The sequence below is a fragment of the Kribbella sp. VKM Ac-2566 genome (assembly GCF_004366005.1).
GTDB lineage: Bacteria > Actinomycetota > Actinomycetes > Propionibacteriales > Kribbellaceae > Kribbella > Kribbella pratensis.
The window spans coordinates 441,337-458,971 of the sequence record NZ_SODT01000014.1 but is presented as its reverse complement, the minus strand read 5'-3'; the positions used below and the strand labels follow the sequence as shown (position 1 = coordinate 458,971).

At 68.7% G+C, this 17,635-nt stretch carries 20 protein-coding genes; 5 read left to right on the top strand and 15 right to left on the bottom strand.

Annotated elements, in window-relative coordinates:
- Window position 1 precedes the first annotated feature (1 nt).
- Window positions 2-1,090: a Gfo/Idh/MocA family protein gene (locus tag EV647_RS36090; protein WP_238177568.1), complete on the bottom strand. Its 1,089-nt coding sequence runs from the start codon at window positions 1,088-1,090 to the stop codon at window positions 2-4.
- A gap of 74 nt (window positions 1,091-1,164) precedes the next feature.
- Here EV647_RS36090 and EV647_RS36085 point away from each other — a divergent pair, with 74 nt between their 5' ends.
- Entirely contained in the window at window positions 1,165-2,283 is a 1,119-nt protein-coding gene (locus EV647_RS36085; RefSeq protein ID WP_134011134.1) for an ROK family transcriptional regulator, read from the top strand.
- Here EV647_RS36085 and EV647_RS36080 read toward each other — a convergent pair.
- From EV647_RS36080 to EV647_RS36070, 3 genes are read right to left on the bottom strand one after another with little or no spacing between them, the layout of a single operon-like run.
- Window positions 2,280-3,194: an aminoglycoside phosphotransferase family protein gene (locus tag EV647_RS36080; protein ID WP_202876432.1), complete on the bottom strand. Its 915-nt coding sequence runs from the start codon at window positions 3,192-3,194 to the stop codon at window positions 2,280-2,282. The two genes, EV647_RS36085 and EV647_RS36080, sit on opposite strands and share 4 nt — an antisense overlap.
- Window positions 3,191-4,195 carry an NAD(P)H-dependent glycerol-3-phosphate dehydrogenase gene (locus tag EV647_RS36075; protein WP_134011132.1) on the bottom strand — a complete coding sequence of 335 codons (1,005 nt, stop codon included), beginning with the start codon at window positions 4,193-4,195 and terminating at the stop codon, window positions 3,191-3,193. The genes EV647_RS36080 and EV647_RS36075 overlap by 4 nt, the downstream gene beginning before the upstream one ends.
- A complete protein-coding gene (locus tag EV647_RS36070) occupies window positions 4,192-4,986 on the bottom strand; it encodes a 1-acyl-sn-glycerol-3-phosphate acyltransferase (protein ID WP_134011131.1) in 795 nt (264 codons plus the stop codon). Before EV647_RS36070 ends, EV647_RS36075 begins: the two co-directional genes overlap by 4 nt.
- Before the next feature lie 16 nt (window positions 4,987-5,002).
- Between EV647_RS36070 and cofC the strand changes: the two genes are divergently transcribed.
- Complete coding sequence (gene cofC / locus EV647_RS36065) at window positions 5,003-5,674, top strand: 2-phospho-L-lactate guanylyltransferase (protein ID WP_134011130.1); 672 nt, start codon at window positions 5,003-5,005, stop codon at window positions 5,672-5,674.
- A 1-nt stretch (window position 5,675) separates the two neighbouring features.
- Window positions 5,676-5,882: a hypothetical protein gene (locus EV647_RS36060; protein ID WP_134011129.1), complete on the top strand. Its 207-nt coding sequence runs from the start codon at window positions 5,676-5,678 to the stop codon at window positions 5,880-5,882.
- Window positions 5,883-6,003: 121 nt separating this feature from the next.
- Here the strand turns inward: EV647_RS36060 and EV647_RS36055 are convergent, their stop codons facing one another.
- The 4 genes from EV647_RS36055 to leuC form a co-directional block, all read right to left on the bottom strand.
- Complete coding sequence (locus tag EV647_RS36055) at window positions 6,004-6,573, bottom strand: HU family DNA-binding protein (RefSeq protein WP_134011128.1); 570 nt, start codon at window positions 6,571-6,573, stop codon at window positions 6,004-6,006.
- 168 nt (window positions 6,574-6,741) lie between these two features.
- Window positions 6,742-7,908 (bottom strand): magnesium/cobalt transporter CorA, encoded by a 1,167-nt coding sequence (gene corA, locus EV647_RS36050; protein WP_134011127.1) that lies wholly within the window; start codon window positions 7,906-7,908, stop codon window positions 6,742-6,744.
- 264 nt (window positions 7,909-8,172) lie between these two features.
- Complete coding sequence (gene leuD / locus EV647_RS36045; protein WP_131346857.1) at window positions 8,173-8,772, bottom strand: 3-isopropylmalate dehydratase small subunit; 600 nt, start codon at window positions 8,770-8,772, stop codon at window positions 8,173-8,175.
- A gap of 14 nt (window positions 8,773-8,786) precedes the next feature.
- Window positions 8,787-10,211, bottom strand: coding sequence for a 3-isopropylmalate dehydratase large subunit (gene leuC, locus EV647_RS36040; RefSeq protein WP_134011126.1), 1,425 nt, complete (start codon window positions 10,209-10,211; stop codon window positions 8,787-8,789).
- A gap of 109 nt (window positions 10,212-10,320) precedes the next feature.
- Here leuC and EV647_RS36035 point away from each other — a divergent pair, with 109 nt between their 5' ends.
- Window positions 10,321-11,040: an IclR family transcriptional regulator gene (locus tag EV647_RS36035; RefSeq protein ID WP_130387568.1), complete on the top strand. Its 720-nt coding sequence runs from the start codon at window positions 10,321-10,323 to the stop codon at window positions 11,038-11,040.
- Between the two features lie 67 nt (window positions 11,041-11,107).
- Here EV647_RS36035 and EV647_RS36030 read toward each other — a convergent pair whose 3' ends face one another.
- Window positions 11,108-11,626 (bottom strand): 2'-5' RNA ligase family protein, encoded by a 519-nt coding sequence (locus EV647_RS36030; protein WP_134011125.1) that lies wholly within the window; start codon window positions 11,624-11,626, stop codon window positions 11,108-11,110.
- 80 nt (window positions 11,627-11,706) lie between these two features.
- Between EV647_RS36030 and EV647_RS36025 the strand changes: the two genes are divergently transcribed.
- Window positions 11,707-12,279 carry an HdeD family acid-resistance protein gene (locus EV647_RS36025; RefSeq protein ID WP_134011124.1) on the top strand — a complete coding sequence of 191 codons (573 nt, stop codon included), beginning with the start codon at window positions 11,707-11,709 and terminating at the stop codon, window positions 12,277-12,279.
- Window positions 12,280-12,286: 7 nt separating this feature from the next.
- Here EV647_RS36025 and EV647_RS36020 read toward each other — a convergent pair whose 3' ends face one another.
- The 6 genes from EV647_RS36020 to EV647_RS35995 are packed head-to-tail and all read right to left on the bottom strand — an operon-like array spanning window position 12,287 to window position 17,571.
- Window positions 12,287-12,688, bottom strand: coding sequence for a VOC family protein (locus EV647_RS36020; RefSeq protein WP_134011122.1), 402 nt, complete (start codon window positions 12,686-12,688; stop codon window positions 12,287-12,289).
- A 9-nt stretch (window positions 12,689-12,697) separates the two neighbouring features.
- Window positions 12,698-13,690, bottom strand: coding sequence for a LacI family DNA-binding transcriptional regulator (locus EV647_RS36015; RefSeq protein ID WP_166680507.1), 993 nt, complete (start codon window positions 13,688-13,690; stop codon window positions 12,698-12,700).
- Window positions 13,674-14,591 (bottom strand): nucleoside hydrolase, encoded by a 918-nt coding sequence (locus tag EV647_RS36010; protein WP_238177567.1) that lies wholly within the window; start codon window positions 14,589-14,591, stop codon window positions 13,674-13,676. Before EV647_RS36010 ends, EV647_RS36015 begins: the two co-directional genes overlap by 17 nt.
- Before the next feature lie 9 nt (window positions 14,592-14,600).
- On the bottom strand, window positions 14,601-15,419 hold the full coding sequence (locus EV647_RS36005) for a carbohydrate ABC transporter permease (RefSeq protein ID WP_134011118.1): 819 nt from the start codon (window positions 15,417-15,419) through the stop codon (window positions 14,601-14,603).
- The gene (locus tag EV647_RS36000) at window positions 15,416-16,276 is read right to left on the bottom strand and encodes a carbohydrate ABC transporter permease (RefSeq protein ID WP_202876431.1); all 861 of its coding nucleotides are present in this window, start codon (window positions 16,274-16,276) and stop codon (window positions 15,416-15,418) included. The genes EV647_RS36005 and EV647_RS36000 overlap by 4 nt, the downstream gene beginning before the upstream one ends.
- A complete protein-coding gene (locus EV647_RS35995) occupies window positions 16,273-17,571 on the bottom strand; it encodes a sugar ABC transporter substrate-binding protein (RefSeq protein WP_134011114.1) in 1,299 nt (432 codons plus the stop codon). The genes EV647_RS36000 and EV647_RS35995 overlap by 4 nt, the downstream gene beginning before the upstream one ends.
- Window positions 17,572-17,635 lie beyond the last annotated feature (64 nt).

Here is a 17,635-nt window from a genome sequence, read left to right as displayed (position 1 = left end):
CCTAAGAGTTCTCGACTGGGATCCAGGCGCTGTCGTCCGCCGCAGACCGCAGTACGGCGTCGACCACGCGAGCGGACCGCGCTCCGGCGGCGAAATCGGGCAGGCCGTCCGGGCGGTCACCCAGTACGGCGGCATAGCTGTCGGCGACGAACGAATCGAACGCGTCCTGGTACCCCTGCGCGTGCCCGGCCGGAAGCCGGTTCACCCGGGCCGCGGGCGGGCTCAAGGTCTCGGGGTCGCGGGTCAGCAGTTGCGAAGCGGTACGGCGACCGACCCAGAGGCGATCCGGGTCCTCCTGGTCGAAGCCGAAGCTCGACTCGGTGCCCGACACCTCCAGGTACAGCCGGTTCTTGCGGCCGGCCGCGACCTGACTGACCACGATCGTCCCGACCACGCCGGCCTCGGTCCGGAACTGCGCCGTGGCCAGGTCCTCGGTCCGTACGTCGACGCCGCCACGCTGCGCTCGTACCGTCCGCAACTGGGCGCTGATCGCGGCGATCCGGTCGCCGGTGACGAACTCGGTCAGGTCGCACCAGTGCGACCCGATGTCGGCGAACGTGCGCGACGGCCCACCGGTGGTGTCGTCCACCCGCCAGTTCTGGTCGTCCGCGCCGGCGAGCCAGTCCTGCAGGTACGAGCCGTGCAGGCTGGTGATCACGCCGGCGTCGCCCGCGGCGATCCGGGTGCGCAACTCGCGGACCATCGGGTGATAGCGGTACACGAACGGCACCGCGCCCACCAAACCTGCCTCGACCGCGGCGGCGTGCAGACCGGTCGCGTCCTGCACCGAGGTGGCGAGCGGCTTCTCGCAGACCACGTGCTTGCCCGCTTCGAGAGCCTTCAGCGCGACGTCGCGATGCGTGTTGTTCGGCGTACAGATGTGGACGACGTCGATGTCGGCGGCCAGCAGCTCGTCGAGGGTCGCGAAGCCGCGCTCGGCACCGGTCGCCTCGGCCGCGGCCTCAGCTCTGGCAGGCGACGAGCCGACCGCGCCGACCACCGTCGCCCCGGAGACCAACGCGGACCTGCCGTGGACCTGGCCCATGAAGCCGCCGCCGACGATACCTACCCTGAGCCGTTTGGTGGACACGTCGTAGGACGCTATGGGACCCTTTTGAACCCTGTCAAGCAAAAGTCCAGGCCCAGTACGACGAAAGTCCGGTGATGAGCGATCTCGGTACGGCGGACGCGGTGCTGCGGCTGCTCCTCGACGGGCAACCGTGGACGCGCGCCGAGCTGATCGAGCGCAGTGGTCTTGCGCGGTCCACGGTGACCGGGCGGATCGAGGCGTTGCTCGCGGAAGGGCTGGTGGTGCCGTCGGGTGAGGCGGCGTCGACAGGCGGCCGGCCGCCGGCGCGGTTCCGGTTCAACCCGACCGCGCGGCTCGTGCTCGCCGCGGACGTCGGTGCGACGCACCTGTCCGTCGCCCTCACGGACCTGGCCGGCGAAATCCTGCACCGGTCGACGATGCCGCTCGAGATCGCCGAAGGACCCGAAGTCGTCCTCGATGCGGTCGCCCGGGCCGGACACGCGCTGCTGCGTGAGGCCCGAAGGCCACCGGACGATCTGGCGGGCACCGGCGTCGGGCTGCCCGGGCCGGTCGAGCACAGCACCGGGCGGCCGAACCATCCGCCGATCATGCCGGGCTGGGACTCGTACGACGTGGTGGGTCGACTGAGCCGTGAGCTCCCCGGACCCGTCCTGGTCGACAACGACGTGAACATCATGGCGCTCGGCGAGCACGCGACGACGTACCCGGACGTCGAGCACCTGCTGTTCGTGAAGGTTGCCACCGGCATCGGAGCGGGCGTGATCAGCGGCGGCCGGTTGCACCGTGGCGCGCAAGGGGCGGCCGGCGACATCGGCCACATCCAGGCGCCCGGACACACCGAACTCTGCCGCTGCGGCAACACCGGCTGCCTGGAAGCGATCGCGTCCGCGGCCGCACTCGCCCGCACGCTGGGCGTCGAGACCAGTCAGGACATCGTCGACCTTGTCCGAGCGGGCAACACGCCCGCGACCACCGCCGTACGCCAAGCGGGCCGCGAGATCGGCACGGTCCTCGCCGCCGCGGTCAGCCTGCTCAACCCGTCCGTGATCGTCGTCGGCGGCTCCCTGTCCCAGGCCGGCGACAGCCTCCTGGCCGGCCTCCGCGAAGCTGTCTACGCCAGATCGTTGCCCCTGGCCACCACCCACCTCCACGTGGTCCGCTCCCGCACCGGCCGCGACGCCGCCCTCCTGGGGGCCGTCACCCTGGTCCTCAACCAGGTTCTGCAGGCCTAGTCGGTCCAGCTGATGGCGAGCTCGTCGATCAGGCGGAGGATCTGGTCGAGGTGGCTGCCGCCGCGGGCCCGGCCGAAGCCGTGGCGGCGGCCCCAGAACGACGACTGTACGGCGATCAGCTGGAGCCAGCGGTTGATGCGTTCGGGGTCGATGCCTGATGCCTCGGCGAACTGCCCGAGCTCGGCGCGCAACTGCCGCAGCAGGTCGGCCGCGAGAAGACCGTCCGCGACGAACAGGTGGTAGGCCCGGGTGCGGAGAAAGATCGCGGCGTCGTACGCCGGGTCGCCGACGTAGCCTTTCGGGTCGATGGCCAGCCATGGCTCGCGGTCCGCGCTGAGGATGTTGCGGGGGTGGAAGTCGCCGTGGATCAGGATCTCCGGCTGATTGCGACCGAGGTCGTCGACGACCGCGAGGGCTGCGTCCACCACCGCCGCGGGCAACGGGTGATCCAGCTCGGCGGCGTCCTTGCGGAGCGCCTCCGCCCACCCGTCGGCCTGCTCCGACAACCGCGGCAGGCCGTCAGGAGCCGGGATGGTCAGCTGGCGATGCAGTACGCCGGCGATCGTGACGACGTCCTCGTCGTTCTCGAACAGCGTCGAGGGATGCGCTCGCTCCAGCAGCATGGCGTAGCGGGCGTCGTCGCGTTCGTACAGCTTGACCGCCCCGCGACCGTCCCACGCCTCGAACGCATCCGGCTCGTGATCGTTGCCGGGGTGCGGGAACGACACCTTCAAAGCAGCACCGCGCACCGGCACGACGACGCCGACCTGGCCGTACGCGACCTCGCCGTCGACCGTGCAGTCCCAACGCGCCAGCAGATCCTCGATGATCTCCGGCAACTCGGCCAGCCACGCCGCCCCGGCGTCGCCTTCGCGCGCGACTGTGCTCTGCGCGAACGCTTCCGGGATCAACCCCAGCGCTCCGACTTCGCAGAGCGCGACACGAGACTGAACAGCATGTCCTTCGGGGTCATCTCGCCGGCGACCACCTTGGTGACATGCTCGACGATCGGCATCTCCACGTCGTGATGGTGCGCGAGTTCGCTGATCGACGCGCAGGACTTCACGCCCTCGGCGACCTGACGGGTCCCGCTCGCGATCTCGGCGACCGTCATGCCCTGACCGAGCTTCTCGCCGAAGGTCCGGTTCCGCGACAACGGCGACGAACACGTGGCCACCAGGTCGCCCAGGCCGGCCAGCCCGGAGAACGTGTGCTCGTCCGCACCCAACGCCGTACCCAGACGAGCGATCTCGGCCAGCCCGCGGGTGATCACCGACGCCCGGGCGTTGTCGCCGAACCCGAGACCGACCGCCATCCCGACCGCGAGTGCGATCACGTTCTTGCAGGCGCCGCCGAGCTCGCAGCCGACGACGTCGTTGTTCGTGTACGGGCGGAACGTCGGGGAATGGCACAGCTTCTGCAACCGCGCCGCCGTCCCCTCGTCAGCACAGGCGACGACCGACGCGGCCGGTTGTCCCTCGGCGATCTCGCGCGCCAGGTTCGGCCCCGACACCACCGCGATTCGCTCGGGGCCGGCGCCGGTGAGCTCGGCGATCACCTCGCTCATCCGCTTCGTCGTACCGAGCTCGACGCCCTTCATCAGGCTGACCAGCGGTACGGCGTTCGGCAGCACGCCGGCCCAGTCCGCGAGGTTCTCGCGCAGCGACTGCGACGGCACCGCGAGAACCACGGCCTCCGCCCCGTCGGCCGCCGCGGCGGGATCGTGCGTCGCGGTGATCGCGTCCGGCAACCGCAGTCCCGGGAGGTAGTCGGGGTTCTCGTGCGCGGTGTTGATGTCCGTGCACAAAGTCTCCCGCCGGGCCCACAGGGACACGTGGTTCCCGGCGTTCGCCAGCACCACGGCGAACGCCGTACCCCAGGATCCCGCGCCGAACACCGCTACTTTCGTCATACCTTGTCCTCACCGTCGGCGGCTTTCCTGGCCTTGCGCAGGTCGTAGAGCTCCTTGGGCGGGGTCTCGCCGCGCAGTTCGCCGAGGGTCTCGGCCACCCGGGCCATGATCACCTCGGTTGCCTCGTGCAACAGCTGGTTGGTCAGCGGCTTGCCTTCGAAGGCGCTCAGGTCGACGGGCGCACCGGCCCGCACCTGCAGGGTCTTGCGCGGCAGCAACCGGATCCGGATCTTGCCGGTGTACGACTGCAGGATCTCCTGCGCGCCCCAGTTCGCGACCGGGATCACCGGGCAGCCGGTCATCAGCGCGATCCGCGCGGCGCCGGTCTTGCCGGTCATCGGCCACATGTCGGGATCGCGGGTGATCGTTCCCTCCGGGTAAACGCCCACACACTCACCGCGTTCGACCGCGGCCACCGCGTCCCGGAAGGCGTCCACGGCCTGCGCGGAATCCCGATACACCGGGATCTGCCCGGCACCGCTGATGATCTTCCCGAGCACCGGGATCTTGAACACCGACGCTTTTCCGAGGAAGCGCGGGATCCGCCGGCACTCCCAGATGAAGTACCCGAGCAGCACCGGGTCGAAGTGCGAGATGTGGTTCGGCACGTACACCACGCCGCCGGTGCGGGGCATGTTCTCCCGTCCGGTGAACCGGCACTTGGTGAACACGATCATGAACGGCTTGACGATCGCGACGATCACCCCGAACCAGAATCCACGCGGCGGCCGTGGGTCCGCCTGCCTCGCGTCCACAGCTGCCTCCTGGTGCTCATGATGGCCGTCGGTCATGGGAGAATCCTGCCTGATGGCAGACCTACAGGTCGCTCCCTGGACCCTGGTGATCCCGGTGAAGCGTACGGCGATCGCGAAGAGCCGGCTCGCTGCGGCCTACCCTCAGCACCGTCCCGAACTGGCCCGCGCGTTCGCTGTCGACACTACTGCGGCCGCTCTCGGCTCTCCCCTGGTGCAGGCCGTCCTGGTGGTCACCGACGACCCGCTGGTCGCCGCGGACGTGACCGCCGCCGGAGCGCACGTGGTCCCGGACCTGCCCGCCGCCGGTCTCAACGAAGCCTTGCTGCATGGAGCCACTGTGGCCGCTGCCGAGTTCGGAGGCAACGCAATCGCCGCCCTCTCGGCTGATCTTCCCGCCCTGCGCCCGGCCGAACTGACCGCCGTCCTCGCAGCCTGTACGGCGCCGCGCTCGTTCGTGATCGACCAGCCCGGCACCGGTACGACGTTGCTCGCCGCGGCGCCCGGGGTGGCGCTGGATCCGCGCTTCGGCGTCGGTTCCGCCCTGGCGCACCAGGCGTCCGGGGCGATGCCGATCGAGCTGACCGCGATCGAGTCGGTACGCCGTGACGTCGACACGGCCGCCGATCTCGCGCACGCCGTACAACTGGGAGTCGGTCCGGCGACCGCGGACGTGATGTCGCTGGTGCTCGGTGCCGCGACCGGGACCGAAGGTCTAGCCTGCTGACATGCAGGCAACCGTGAGCCGCTACGACGGCGAGACGTTCTCCGGTGCAGTGCTGACGGACACCGGGATCGAGCTCCCGTTCACCGTGCACGCCGTCTCGGACACACCGGTCCGCCACCTGCGGGTGGGCCAGCGGGTGCGGATCGAGACCACTGGTTCGGGTGCTGGACTGGCGATCACCAAGCTGGAGTTCGGCACCGCTCTGTAGTTGCCACAAGCATCTCCGGATACTTTCTCCGGACACTTCTCGGGACACGGCGAAGGCCGGTCAACCCTGGAGTGGGATGACCGGCCTTCGCTGTTGTGCGGTATGCCGCAGTGCGTGAAGATCAGCGGGCGGTGCGCTTCGCCGCGGTCTTCTTGGCGGGGGCCTTCTTGGCCGGCGCCTTCTTCGCAACGGTCTTCTTGGCCGGGGCCTTCTTCGCCGGGGCCTTCTTGGCAACGGACTTCGCCGGAGCCTTCTTGGCGACCGTCTTGGCCGGGGCCTTCTTGGCGACCGTCTTCTTCGCAGCGGCGGTCTTGGTCGCAGCGGCCTTGGCCGGAGCGGCCTTCTTCGCCGGGGCAGTCGCCTTGGTGGCGGTCGCGGCCGGCTTCGGGGCTACCAGCTTCGGCAGCTTCTTGGCACCGGAGACAACGGCCTTCAGCTCCGCACCCGCGCGGAACTTCGGAACCGTGGTCTTCTTGGCGCGCTTGGTCTCACCGGTCCGCGGGTTGCGCACGATGCGCGCACCACGCTCGATGGCCTCGAAGGCACCGAAACCGGTGATGGCGACCTTGCCGCCCTTCTTGGTCAGCTCACGCTGGACGGTGTCGATCACCGACTCCAACGCGTGCTGGGCCTGGCGGCGGTTTCCGTCGAAGTGCACTGCGAGCGCTTCGACCAACTGGCTCTTGTTCACTGCTTCCCTCCGTGAACGTAGGCGTCGAGCACAGCGCTCGATCTCACAGGAACGTTATGGACTCAACACGCCGTTCACAAACACCAACGCGGCAATTCGGCCTTGTTTTAGGCGATTCGTGCCACAATTTGGCCCGATTCGGCCCGATACGGTGCCGTTAGCAGGGTTTCAGAGCCAGCCGCGGCGCTTGAAGATCTGGTGCAGACCTCCACACACCAAGGCCATCAGGCCGATCGCGAACGGGTATCCGTACTCCCAGTGCAACTCCGGCATCTTGTCGAAGTTCATGCCGTAGACGGTGCCGATCAGCGTCGGGGCGAACAGGATCGCCGCCCAGGCAGAGATCCGCTTCACCTCTTCGTTCTGCTCGCTGCTGGCGATCGCGAGGCTCTTCATCTCCTCGTTCTGCTGCTGGGCCACCAGGGTCGCGTTCACGGTCAGGATGTCACGCAGCAACTCCCGGAAGCCGTCGACCTTCTCCACCACTTCGGTGACGTGGTCGGCCACGTCCCGCAGTGAACGTTGCAGTTCCTCGTCGACGCCGTACTTCTGGAATCCGCCGCGGAGCTGCTCGAGCATGCCGACCAGTGGCCGGGTCGCGCGCTGGAACTCGATCACCTCACGGGACAGTTCGTAGATGCGCCGCGACACCTTCGGGTCACCGCGGAACACCTCGGTCTCGATCTCGTCGATGTCGTTCTCCAGACCGGCGACCACCGGCGCGTACCCGTCGACGACCTTGTCCATGATCGCGTACAGCACCGCTTCGGCGCCCCGGCCGAGGAGTTCGGGGTCGCGCTCGACACGACGCCGTACCGCGGCCAGATTGGGCGCTTCGGCGTGCCGGACCGTCACCACGAAGTCCGGGCCGACGAAGACGTGCACCTCACCGAACTCGACCTCCTCGGTCGCGTCCCGGTACCGCGCGGCCTTCAGTACGACGAACAACGTGTCGCCGTACCGCTCCAGCTTCGGCCGCTGATGCGCCTCGTTCGCGTCCTCGATCGCGAGCTCGTGCAGGTCGAACTCCTGCGCCAGCGAGGCGAGCTCGCGGCGGTCCGGCCGGTACAGGCCGATCCAGGCCAGGCTCTGCGGCGACGTGTGCAGCGCCGCGTAGGTCTCCGCGAGCGAGTGCGGGGACGCGATCCGGTTGCCGCCGCAGTAGATCGCGCTGTCGACGACGCTGTGCCCCTTGGGCTTCTGCGGATCGCGGGACGGCTTCTCGGCCGGCTCGATCGCGGTCGCGGCAACGGACGCGGCGTGCTTACGGGCGGCGGCGCGCAGTGACGGGGTGCGGCTGAACGCGCGGAGCGAACGCAGGCGCAGGTCGGACATGAGTCCTCCAGGAGCAGTGTGGTGCGGGTGAGTGATGAGCGCGCACGTCTGCTCGACCCCACAACTGCTGGCGACTCTGCGACTTCTAGAAGAAGGAGGCCCCCGAAGGTCGAGCGAGACCGGTATGTCTGGAGGGATCGCTGTTCATCAGCGCCTCACCTCCTCGGTCTCGCAAGCCTTGTTCTGACAACCACGCAAGGGTAACACCAGAGTTATCGCCCCCGCCCCCTCCAACGTTACGGGGACGATAACTCCGGTTGAGCTTCAGGCCTTCGCGGGCAGGGTGGCCGGCTTGAAGGACGGGCGGGTCGCTTCGTAGGCAGCGATGTCGTCCGCGTGCGACAAGGTGATGCCGACGTCGTCCAGACCGTTCAGCAGCCGGTAGCGCGTGTAGTCGTCGATCTCGAAGGGTGCCGAGACGTCACCGGCCGAGATCGTCTTGTTCTCCAGGTCGACCGTGACCTTGGTCCCCGGGTCGGCCTCGATCGCGGTCCACAGCTGCTCCACGACGTCCTGCGTCACCAGGGCCGCGAGCAGACCGGCCTTGCCCGAGTTGCCGCGGAAGATGTCGCCGAACCGCGACGACACGACGACCCGGAACCCGTAGTCGAGCAGGGCCCAGACCGCGTGCTCCCGGGACGATCCGGTGCCGAAGTCCGGTCCCGCCACGAGGACCGAGACACCGTCGTACTCGGGCTGGTTGAGGACGAACGAAGGATCGTTGCGCCAGGCCGCGAACAGCCCGTCCTCGAAGCCGGTCCGGGTGACCCGCTTCAGGTAGACGGCCGGGATGATCTGGTCGGTGTCGACGTTGCTGCGGCGCAGCGGGGCCGCCGTACCGATGTGCTGGGTGAAGGCATCCATGATTCCGTTGCTCCTCAGGCGTTCGCAGGTGCGGCGACGGGCGGCAGGTCGGCCGGTGCGGCCAGGGTGCCGGTGACGGCGGTCGCGGCCGCGACCAGCGGCGACACCAGGTGGGTGCGGCCGCCCTTGCCCTGACGGCCTTCGAAGTTGCGGTTCGAGGTGGAGGCGCTGCGCTCCCCCGGGGCCAGCTGGTCCGGGTTCATCCCCAGGCACATCGAGCATCCGGCGCCCCGCCACTCGGCGCCGGCGTCCTTGAAGATGGTGTCCAGGCCCTCGGCCTCGGCCTGCAGCCGGACCCGGCCGGAGCCCGGGACCACCAGCATCCGGGTGCCCTCGGCAACCTTCCGCCCGGCCAGTACGCCGGCCGCGGCGCGGAGGTCCTCGATCCGGCCGTTGGTGCAGGACCCCAGGAACACCGTGTCCACGTGGATCTCGCGCAACGGCGTACCGGCGGTGAGGCCCATGTACTCCAGGGCGCGCTCGGCGGCGACCTTGTCGTTCTCGTTGTCGAAGTCGTCCGGCGACGGCACGGTCGCGGACAGCGGAACACCCTGGCCGGGGTTCGTGCCCCAGGTGACGAACGGCGCGATGTCCTCGGCGCGCAGCACGACCTCACGGTCGAAGCTGGCGTCCTCGTCGGTGGCCAGGCTCTTCCAGTACTCGACCGCGGCCTCCCAGTCGACACCCTGCGGCGCGTGCGGCTTGTCCTTCAGGTACGCGAACGTGGTCTCGTCCGGCGCGATCATGCCGGCCTTCGCGCCCCACTCGATCGACATGTTGCAGATCGTCATCCGGGCTTCCATGCTCAGCGCCCGGATCGCCTCGCCGCGGTACTCGACGATGTAGCCCTGGCCGCCGCCGGTGCCGACCTTCGCGATCAGCGAGAGCACCAGGTCCTTCGCCGAGACACCGTCCGGCAGTACGCCGTCGACCGTGACGGCCATCGTCTTCGGGCGGGCCTGCATCAGCGTCTGGGTGGCGAGCACGTGCTCGACCTCGCTGGTACCGATGCCGAAGGCAATCGCCCCGAACGCGCCGTGCGTGGACGTGTGGCTGTCACCGCAGACCACGGTCATCCCGGGCTGGGTCAGGCCGAGCTGCGGGCCGATCACGTGCACGACGCCCTGGTCCGGGTCGCCGAGGGTGTGGATCCGGATGCCGAACTCCTCGGCGTTCTTGCGCAGCGTGTCCACCTGCGTCCGCGACACCGGGTCGGCGATCGGCTTGTCCACGTCGAACGTCGGGACGTTGTGGTCCTCGGTCGCGATCGTCAGATCCGGCCGCCGGACCTGGCGGTTCGCCAGCCGGAGGCCGTCGAACGCCTGCGGACTGGTCACCTCGTGCACCAGGTGGAGGTCGATGTACAGGAGGTCGGGTTCTCCGTCGGCATGGCGCACGACATGCGCATCCCAGACCTTTTCCGACAACGTCCTACCCATCAGACTCTCCTTCGAGGATGTGTGTGGTGAAGTGCTCTCGCTCACAGTGCTCTCGATTGGGCAGCTGAAGCGACTTGCGTTCCACGATTCGAGACGGCAATATCGTCTCATGGACAACTCTAGCGGAGTCGGTGTTCTCGACAAAGCAGCCCTCGTACTGTCCGCCCTGGAGTCCGGGCCGGCGACCCTGGCCGGTCTGGTGGCGGCCACGGGCCTGGCTCGTCCGACGGCCCACCGGCTGGCGGTCGCGCTCGAGCACCACCGCCTGGTCGGCCGCGACATGCAGGGACGCTTCGTGCTCGGGCCGCGACTCAGCGAGTTGGCCTCGGCGGCCGGTGAGGACCGGTTGCTCGCGACCGCCGGTCCGGTGCTGGCGCGACTGCGGGACATCACCGGTGAGTCGGCGCAGCTGTTCCGCCGCCAGGGTGAGTACCGGGTGTGCGTCGCCGCTGCCGAGCGTCCGTCCGGTCTGCGTGACACCGTCCCCGTGGGCAGCCAGCTGACCATGGCGGCCGGGTCGGCCGCTCAAATACTGCTTGCGTGGGAAGACCCGGAGCGGATGCACCGCGGTCTGCACAACGCATCGTTCAACGCTGCCGCGCTGGCCGGCGTACGGCGTCGCGGCTGGGCGCACTCGGTCGGCGAAAGGGAGCAGGGCGTCGCGTCCGTCTCCGCCCCCGTCCGCTCCCCCAGCGGCAAGGTGATCGCGGCCGTGTCGGTGTCCGGCCCGATCGAGCGCCTGTCCCGCCAGCCCGGCCGCATGCACGCGCCTGCCGTCATGGCCGCCGCCGAACGCCTCTCCGAAGCCCTCCGCCGCGCGTCGGAGTAGCGCGTCGGAGTAGTCCCAAGAAGGCCAAAGGGTTCCTGGACGCCCAAGAACCCTTCACATGCAGCCGTCAACGCTTGAGGGGCCAGAGTTGTCCTGTGCTGCTGTCGATGAGGGCGGCGTGGTCGGCGGTGGCTTCGAGTGGGAGTACGTCGTACACCGCTGCCGCCAGCACCGGCAGCGCGGCCAGCGGGACCCGCGGTGCAAGAGTGCAATGCGGCACCCACCGCCCCGGCTGATAGTGCCGATGCAGTTCGGCATCCGTCGCCCGCAGCGCGGACACCACGGTCGCCTGCAGTTGCAGCACCTCCACTCCCACAGCCGGCACCAGCCAGGCTCGGCCGCGGCGGAACGTGCCGAGCGCATCGAAGTACAGCTCGGCAGAGTGTTCGTTCAGCAGGGGTTGGACGGCTGTCTGCACTCTGTCGTGGTCCCACTCGCGCAGTACTGCAAGCGACAGGTGCGGCACGTGCCGGCCATGGGTGTGGGATTTCAGCGTCGGTACGCCGAGATTCTCCAAGCGGTCCCACAGCGCTCGCAGGAGCCGGTCGGTGCGGCGATCGAAGAGTAGGCAGACGGCAAGTGCCACACGACCACAGTAGGTCGGTGATTGCCGTGAGTGAGCAATCGGATCACCATGAGGAGAGCGAGCCCTCAAGGAGGTCCGACATGGAGCGGGACTGGTTGACTCTGGGGTGGAAGATGCTGCTCGTCCGCGGTGCGATCGGCATCGTGTTCGGGATTCTCGCGATCGCGTGGCCGATCTCCACGGCGATCGCGCTGGCGCTGCTCTGGGGGTTCTGGGCCCTCACCGACGGGATCGGATCGATCGTTCAGGCCTTCCAGCCCGAGTCCCGGGGTAGTCGGCTGTGGTTGGTCGTGCTCGGCGTGATCGCGTTGCTCGCGGCGTTCTTCGCGATCACCAGTCCCGGCATGACCGCCAAGACGCTGACCTGGATCCTCGGGATCTGGCTGATCATCCGCGGCATCTTCGAGCTCGCGGGCGCCTTCAGCAGCCACCAGGTGATGCCGCGCTGGCTGCTCGTGCTCAACGGGCTGTTGTCGCTCCTGATCGGCGTACTGTTCGCCGCCAATCCCGGTGCGGGCGCGGTCAGCATCGCCGTACTGCTGGGGATCACGGCACTGATCTGGGGCGTGGTCCTGATCGGCGTCGGATGGTCGATGCGGCGCGCGCTCTCGGCCCCACCCGGACCGACCCGGTCGAGTCCGTCGCCGGCCTGACGAGCAACTAACCGAGTGCGTTGCCCTGGTTCCAGCCGCCGTACGGCACCGTGAGGATCTCGAGGTTGTGGCCGTCGGGGTCGTCCCAGTACAGGCCGCGGCCGCCGTCGTTGGTGTTGATCTCGCCTTCGCTGCGGTGGAAGGGGTCGGCCCAGTAGGTCAGCCCGCGGTCGACGATCCGGGCGTGGATCTGGTCGAACTCCTCCTCGCTCACGAGGAAGGCGTAGTGCTGCCGGTGCGGCTGCCCCTGGCCCTCGGCGAAGTCGAGCGTCGTGCCGTTCGCGAGCTGCACGACGGCGAACGGCCCGTAACTGCTCGGTTCGCCGACCCCGAGGATGTAGGCCAGGAACCGGGCCGAGGCATCTTTGTCGGTGCAGTTCACGATGGTGTGGTTGAACTCGACAGCCATTCCTTCAGGCTACTCGGATTCGGTGCAGCCGCAGGAGGTGCTGGGAACCAACTCGTAGTCGAGCACGTGGCGGGCTGCCGGTGGATTGGTGCGGTCCAGCAACAGTTCGACGGCCTGGCGGGCGGTTTCCTCGATCGGCTGGCGGACGCTGGCCAGTGGCGGGATCGTCACTGTGCACTCACTGGTGCCGTCGAACCCCATCACAGCCACGTCGTCCGGCACCTGCAGCCCGGCTTCCCAGGCCGCGAACAATACGCCGAACGCCTGCTCGTCCGTCGAGCAGTAGATCGCCCGCGGCGGCCGCTTCTGCGCGAACCACGGCCGTACGGCGTCCCGCGCGGCGAACCGCGACACGGGCGCGGCGACATACCGGGCCGAGGCTTGCGGATGCGCCTTCAGCGCACGTTCGATGCCCCTGCGGTGTTCCGCCGTACCGGGTGAATCCTCGGGGCCGGTGACGACACCGAGGGTCCGGTAGCCGTGTGACAGCAGATGGTCCGCCGACGCCTCGGCGCCCGCGACGTAATCGATCGAGAGCGTGGAGACCGTCACGCCGTCGGGGACGGGATGCAGAGCGACGACCGGTACGCCGGCGGTCGCGAAGCGCTGGATCGCCGGCGCGACGAGCAGCGAGACGAGGACGACGCCGTCGACCTTGCGTTCGATGAACGAGCCGATGTGAGCCGACTCCTGTTCCGGGTCGCCGGCCGAGTCGCCGATCAGCAGCAGGTGGTCGTGCTGCCGGGCGTAGTTCTCCAGATGCTCGGCGAGCGTGGCGAAGTACGGGTTGCGGATCTGCGGAATGAGCAGCCCGAGCGAGTACGTGCGGCCCGCGCTCAGCGCCCGGGCGAGGATGTTCGGCCGGTACTCCAGCTCCGCCGCGGCCTCCAGCACGCGCCGACGGGTCTCCGCCGACACGGGCCGGGGGCCGTTGTTGAAGACGTAGCTGACGACCGCCGTGGACGTGCCGGCGCGTTCCGCGACGTCACGTGCGGTCGCCATCGATCTCCCCACGAGCCACAGGGTATGCCGTCCCGGCTGCCACGATCCGCGCCGTGATCTCCTCGGCCACCTGCTCGGCCTCCAGCGCGGTGACGATCCGCACGGTGCCGTCCGCATGGGGCGCGAACGTGCTGTGCCCCGCCCGCTCTCCCCCGACCTCGATCGAGACTCGTCCGAGCTTGGAGAACGTGAACAGTTCCGGGCGACTCATCGCGAGTACGGCCACCGGATCGTGCGGCACGTTCCACGTCTCGTTCCAGTACGCCCACCATTGCTCGATGTCCGCCCCGAGCGCGGCACCGAGCGGTCCGGCGGCGCGGATCCGCTCCAAGCGGGCCGCCTCGATCGTGACCTGCTGGGTGATCTCCAGCCCGGTGATCGTGGTCGGAATCCCCGCGCTCAGCACGGCCTGCGCAGCCACGTCGTCGGACTTGAAGTTGTGCTCGCACACGTCGTCGCCGAACGACCCGCCCATCACCCACAGATGCCGGATCCAGTAGGCCGCCTGCGGTTCGAGAGCCAGTGCGGCCGCCACGTTCGTCAGCGGACCGATCGCGGCGACGTCGAGCTCACCAGGTTGCTCGCGGAGCCGGGCGACCAGCCGTTCGGGTGCGCTGTCCGCGCTGATCGTCTCCTGCCCGAGGTGGTCGTGCAGCGTGCCTTCGTGCCCGGCCCACCAGACCTTTCGCCCCGACAACGCCTCGGCCTCACCGGGTACGACGTTCAGTTCGCGGCCCGCGAGTACGCCGTACCGCCTGGCGAGCTGGGCCCGCAGCCGGGTGTCGCCGTACACGGTGTGCACCTCGACGAGGTCGAGCTCCGGGCTGCCCAGGAGCTGGGCGAGCGCCATCGCGTCGTCGACGTCGGAGCCGATATCGGTATCGAGAATGATGGATCGCACAGATCTCCCTTACTTGAGTCCGGTACTCGACACGGACTGGACGAAGTACCGCTGGAAGCCGGCGATGACGACCAGCGGGATGACGGTGAGGACGACGGCGCCCGCGAACACGAGACCGTAGTCGGTGAAGTTCTGGCCCTGCAGGTTGGACAGCGCGACCGGGCCGAGGATGTGCTTGGCGTCGGTGCCGATCAGCAGCGGCCAGACGTACGCCTGCCACTGGAAGAGGAACAGCATCAGGCCGGCGCCGATCAGCGCTGGCTTCGACAGCGGCAGGTAGATCCACCGGAACACGCCGAACCAGCCCAGCCCGTCGAGCCGGGCGGCCTCGACCAGTTCGGCCGGGATACCGAGGAAGAACTGCCGCAGCAGGAAGATCGCCATCCCGTTGCCGATCCCCGGCAGCACCAGACCCGCGAACGTGTTGGTCAGGTGCCAGTCCCGGAACATCGTCGACAGCGGGATCGCGATCGCGTCGAACGGCACCAGGAAGCTCAGGACGACGATGCCGAAGACCAGCCCGCGGCCGCGGAACTGGAACGCCGCCAGCCCGAACGCCGCGGTCGCGCAGATCGCCAGCCCGATGACGACCGTGGCCGCGCTGACCACGATCGAGTTGAGCGTCGCGCGGCCGATCGCGCTGTTCAGCAGGGCGGAGTAGTTGGTGAGGGTGGGACGCAGCTCGAGGAACGTCTGCCAGGACAGCGGATTGAGGTTGGCGAACGTCTCCGAGCCGGGGCGCAGCGAGTTCGTCACGACCCAGAGCAAGGGCAGGAAGAACAGGATGCCGACGACACCGCCGAGCACCGAGAGGCTGGCGCGCTTCACTGGTCACCTCGCAGCAGCCGGAACTGCCCGGCCACGATCGCCAGCGTGAGCGCGACCAGGATGACGACCTCGGCCTGGGCGACGTGGATGTCGCCGATCGCGTACGCGCGGCTGTAGACGTCGTACATCAGCAGGTTGCTGTTGCCGTTCGGGCCGCCCTTGGTGAGGATCTGCACCGGCGCGAACACGAGCAGGTTCGACACCGTGTCGGCGACCAGGACGAACGCCAGCGGACGACGTACCAGTGGAAGGACGACGGACACCATCCGGCGCCACGGGCCCGCGCCGTCGAGCAGCGCCGCTTCACGGACCTCTTCCGGGACCTCCTGGATGCCCGCGATCAGGAACAGCATCCAGTACCCGACGCCGATCCACGACAGCAGGACGATCAGCGACGGCAGCACCTGGCTCGGCGATGTGAGGAACGGCTGCGCAGGTAGGCCGAGTCGTTCGAAGACGCCGTTCGCGAGTCCGTCCGGCCGGTAGATGACGCTCCAGATCACTGCCGACACCGCAGGCGGGGTGGCTATCGGCAGGATCACGAGCGTGCGCCAGAGCTTCGCACCCGCGGCCCGCTGGGTGAAGAGGACCGCGAGCAGGAACGAGACCGCGACCTGGATCGGGTTCACCAGCACGGTGAACAGCAGCGTCACGCCGACCGACTGCCGGAAGTCCTTGTTCGACAGCAGATCCGTGTAGTTGCCCAGGCCCGCGAACACCCGCCCGCCGCGCAGGAGGCTCTCGGTGTAGAAGCTCTCGACCACGGCCGAGATCGCCGGGACGATCCGCAGTACGGCGAGACACACCAGCGCGGGGGCCAGGAAGGCGAGGGCGATCAGCCCCTGCCTTTGTTTCACTTGATCGACTTCCAGGCGTCGGTGAGCTGCCGGGTCGCCTCCTGCAACCGCGCGTCCGAGTTGGTCCCGTTGCGGATGTCGGCGAACGCCTTGCCCATGACCTCCTCGAACTGGATGTACCCGACACTCACCGGCCGCGACACCGCGGTGTGCTCACTCTCGTACGTCGTGATCGCGGCAGCACCGGCCGTCTTCGCGCCGGAGAACTTGTCCATCTGCGGTGTGTACTGCTTCTGCGCCTCGAGATTCGCCGGGATGATCGTCGTCGTACTCGTGGTGGCCAGGTTGCCGGCCGGGTCCAGCGTCGCGAACTCGACGAACTTGCGCGCCATCCCCTGCTGCTTCGACGCCGGGTTGATGCCGACCGACCACGAACCGGTCGGCGTGACCGGCTTGCCGCCCTGGAAGTACGGCATCGGGGCGACGCCCCAGTCGACCTTCGAACTGCCGAAGATCTTCAGGTCCCACGGGCCGCCGACGAAGAACGCGACGTCACCGGCCGCGAACACCGGACCGGTCTGGAACCCGCCGATGCCGCGCGGCGACAGTCCGCTCGCGAACGTAGCGCCGTACCACTGCATCGCCTTCTTCCAGCCGTCGGTCTCGACCGCCGGGGTGAGTGCGTCGTCGCCTTCGATCCCGGATCCGCCGCCGAGCGACTCGGCCAGCGGCTGCAGCTGGTAGTACGCCTCGGGCTGCTCCAGGAACAGGCCGTACTTCGTGCCGCCCGACTGCATCGCCTTCCGGCCGGCGACCTCGACCTGCTCCCAGGTCCAGCGCTGCTCCGGGTCCGCGGTCGGCGGCGTCACCTTGGCCTTGGCGAGCGCGGTCTTGTTGTAGAAGAGGAACTGCGTCGAGTTCCACATCGGCAACGACCACAGCTTGTCGCGGAAGTGGTTGGTCTTGTACGCCGTCGCGCTGAAGGACGTCTTCACCTTGGCGTCGAGGTCGCTGAGATCGGTGAGGAAACCCTTCGCGGCGAGCTGCGAGACCCGCGGTTCGTCGACGGTGTAGACATCGATCGCGGCGTCCTTCGCGCTCAGCCGCTGCTGCATGGTCGCGTTGAACTGGTCGAACGGGATCTGGGTGTAGGTCACCTTGATCCCGGGGTTCTTCGCCTCGAACGCCTTGATCACGGGCTGGTAGGTCTCGGCGTTGTCGGTGCCGGTGAACGTGATCGTGCCGGTCTGCGGACCTTGGTCCGCGGTGGCCGGAGCGCCGGTATCCGGCGAGCCACCGCATCCGGCGACGAGTGCCGCGACGGCAACGATCGCGGCGGGAAGTAGTCGCTGCACAGGAGTCCCTTTCCTCGAACGGCCCCCGACGGTCTGATCTAAGCGGTTAGACTAAGCGCTTAGA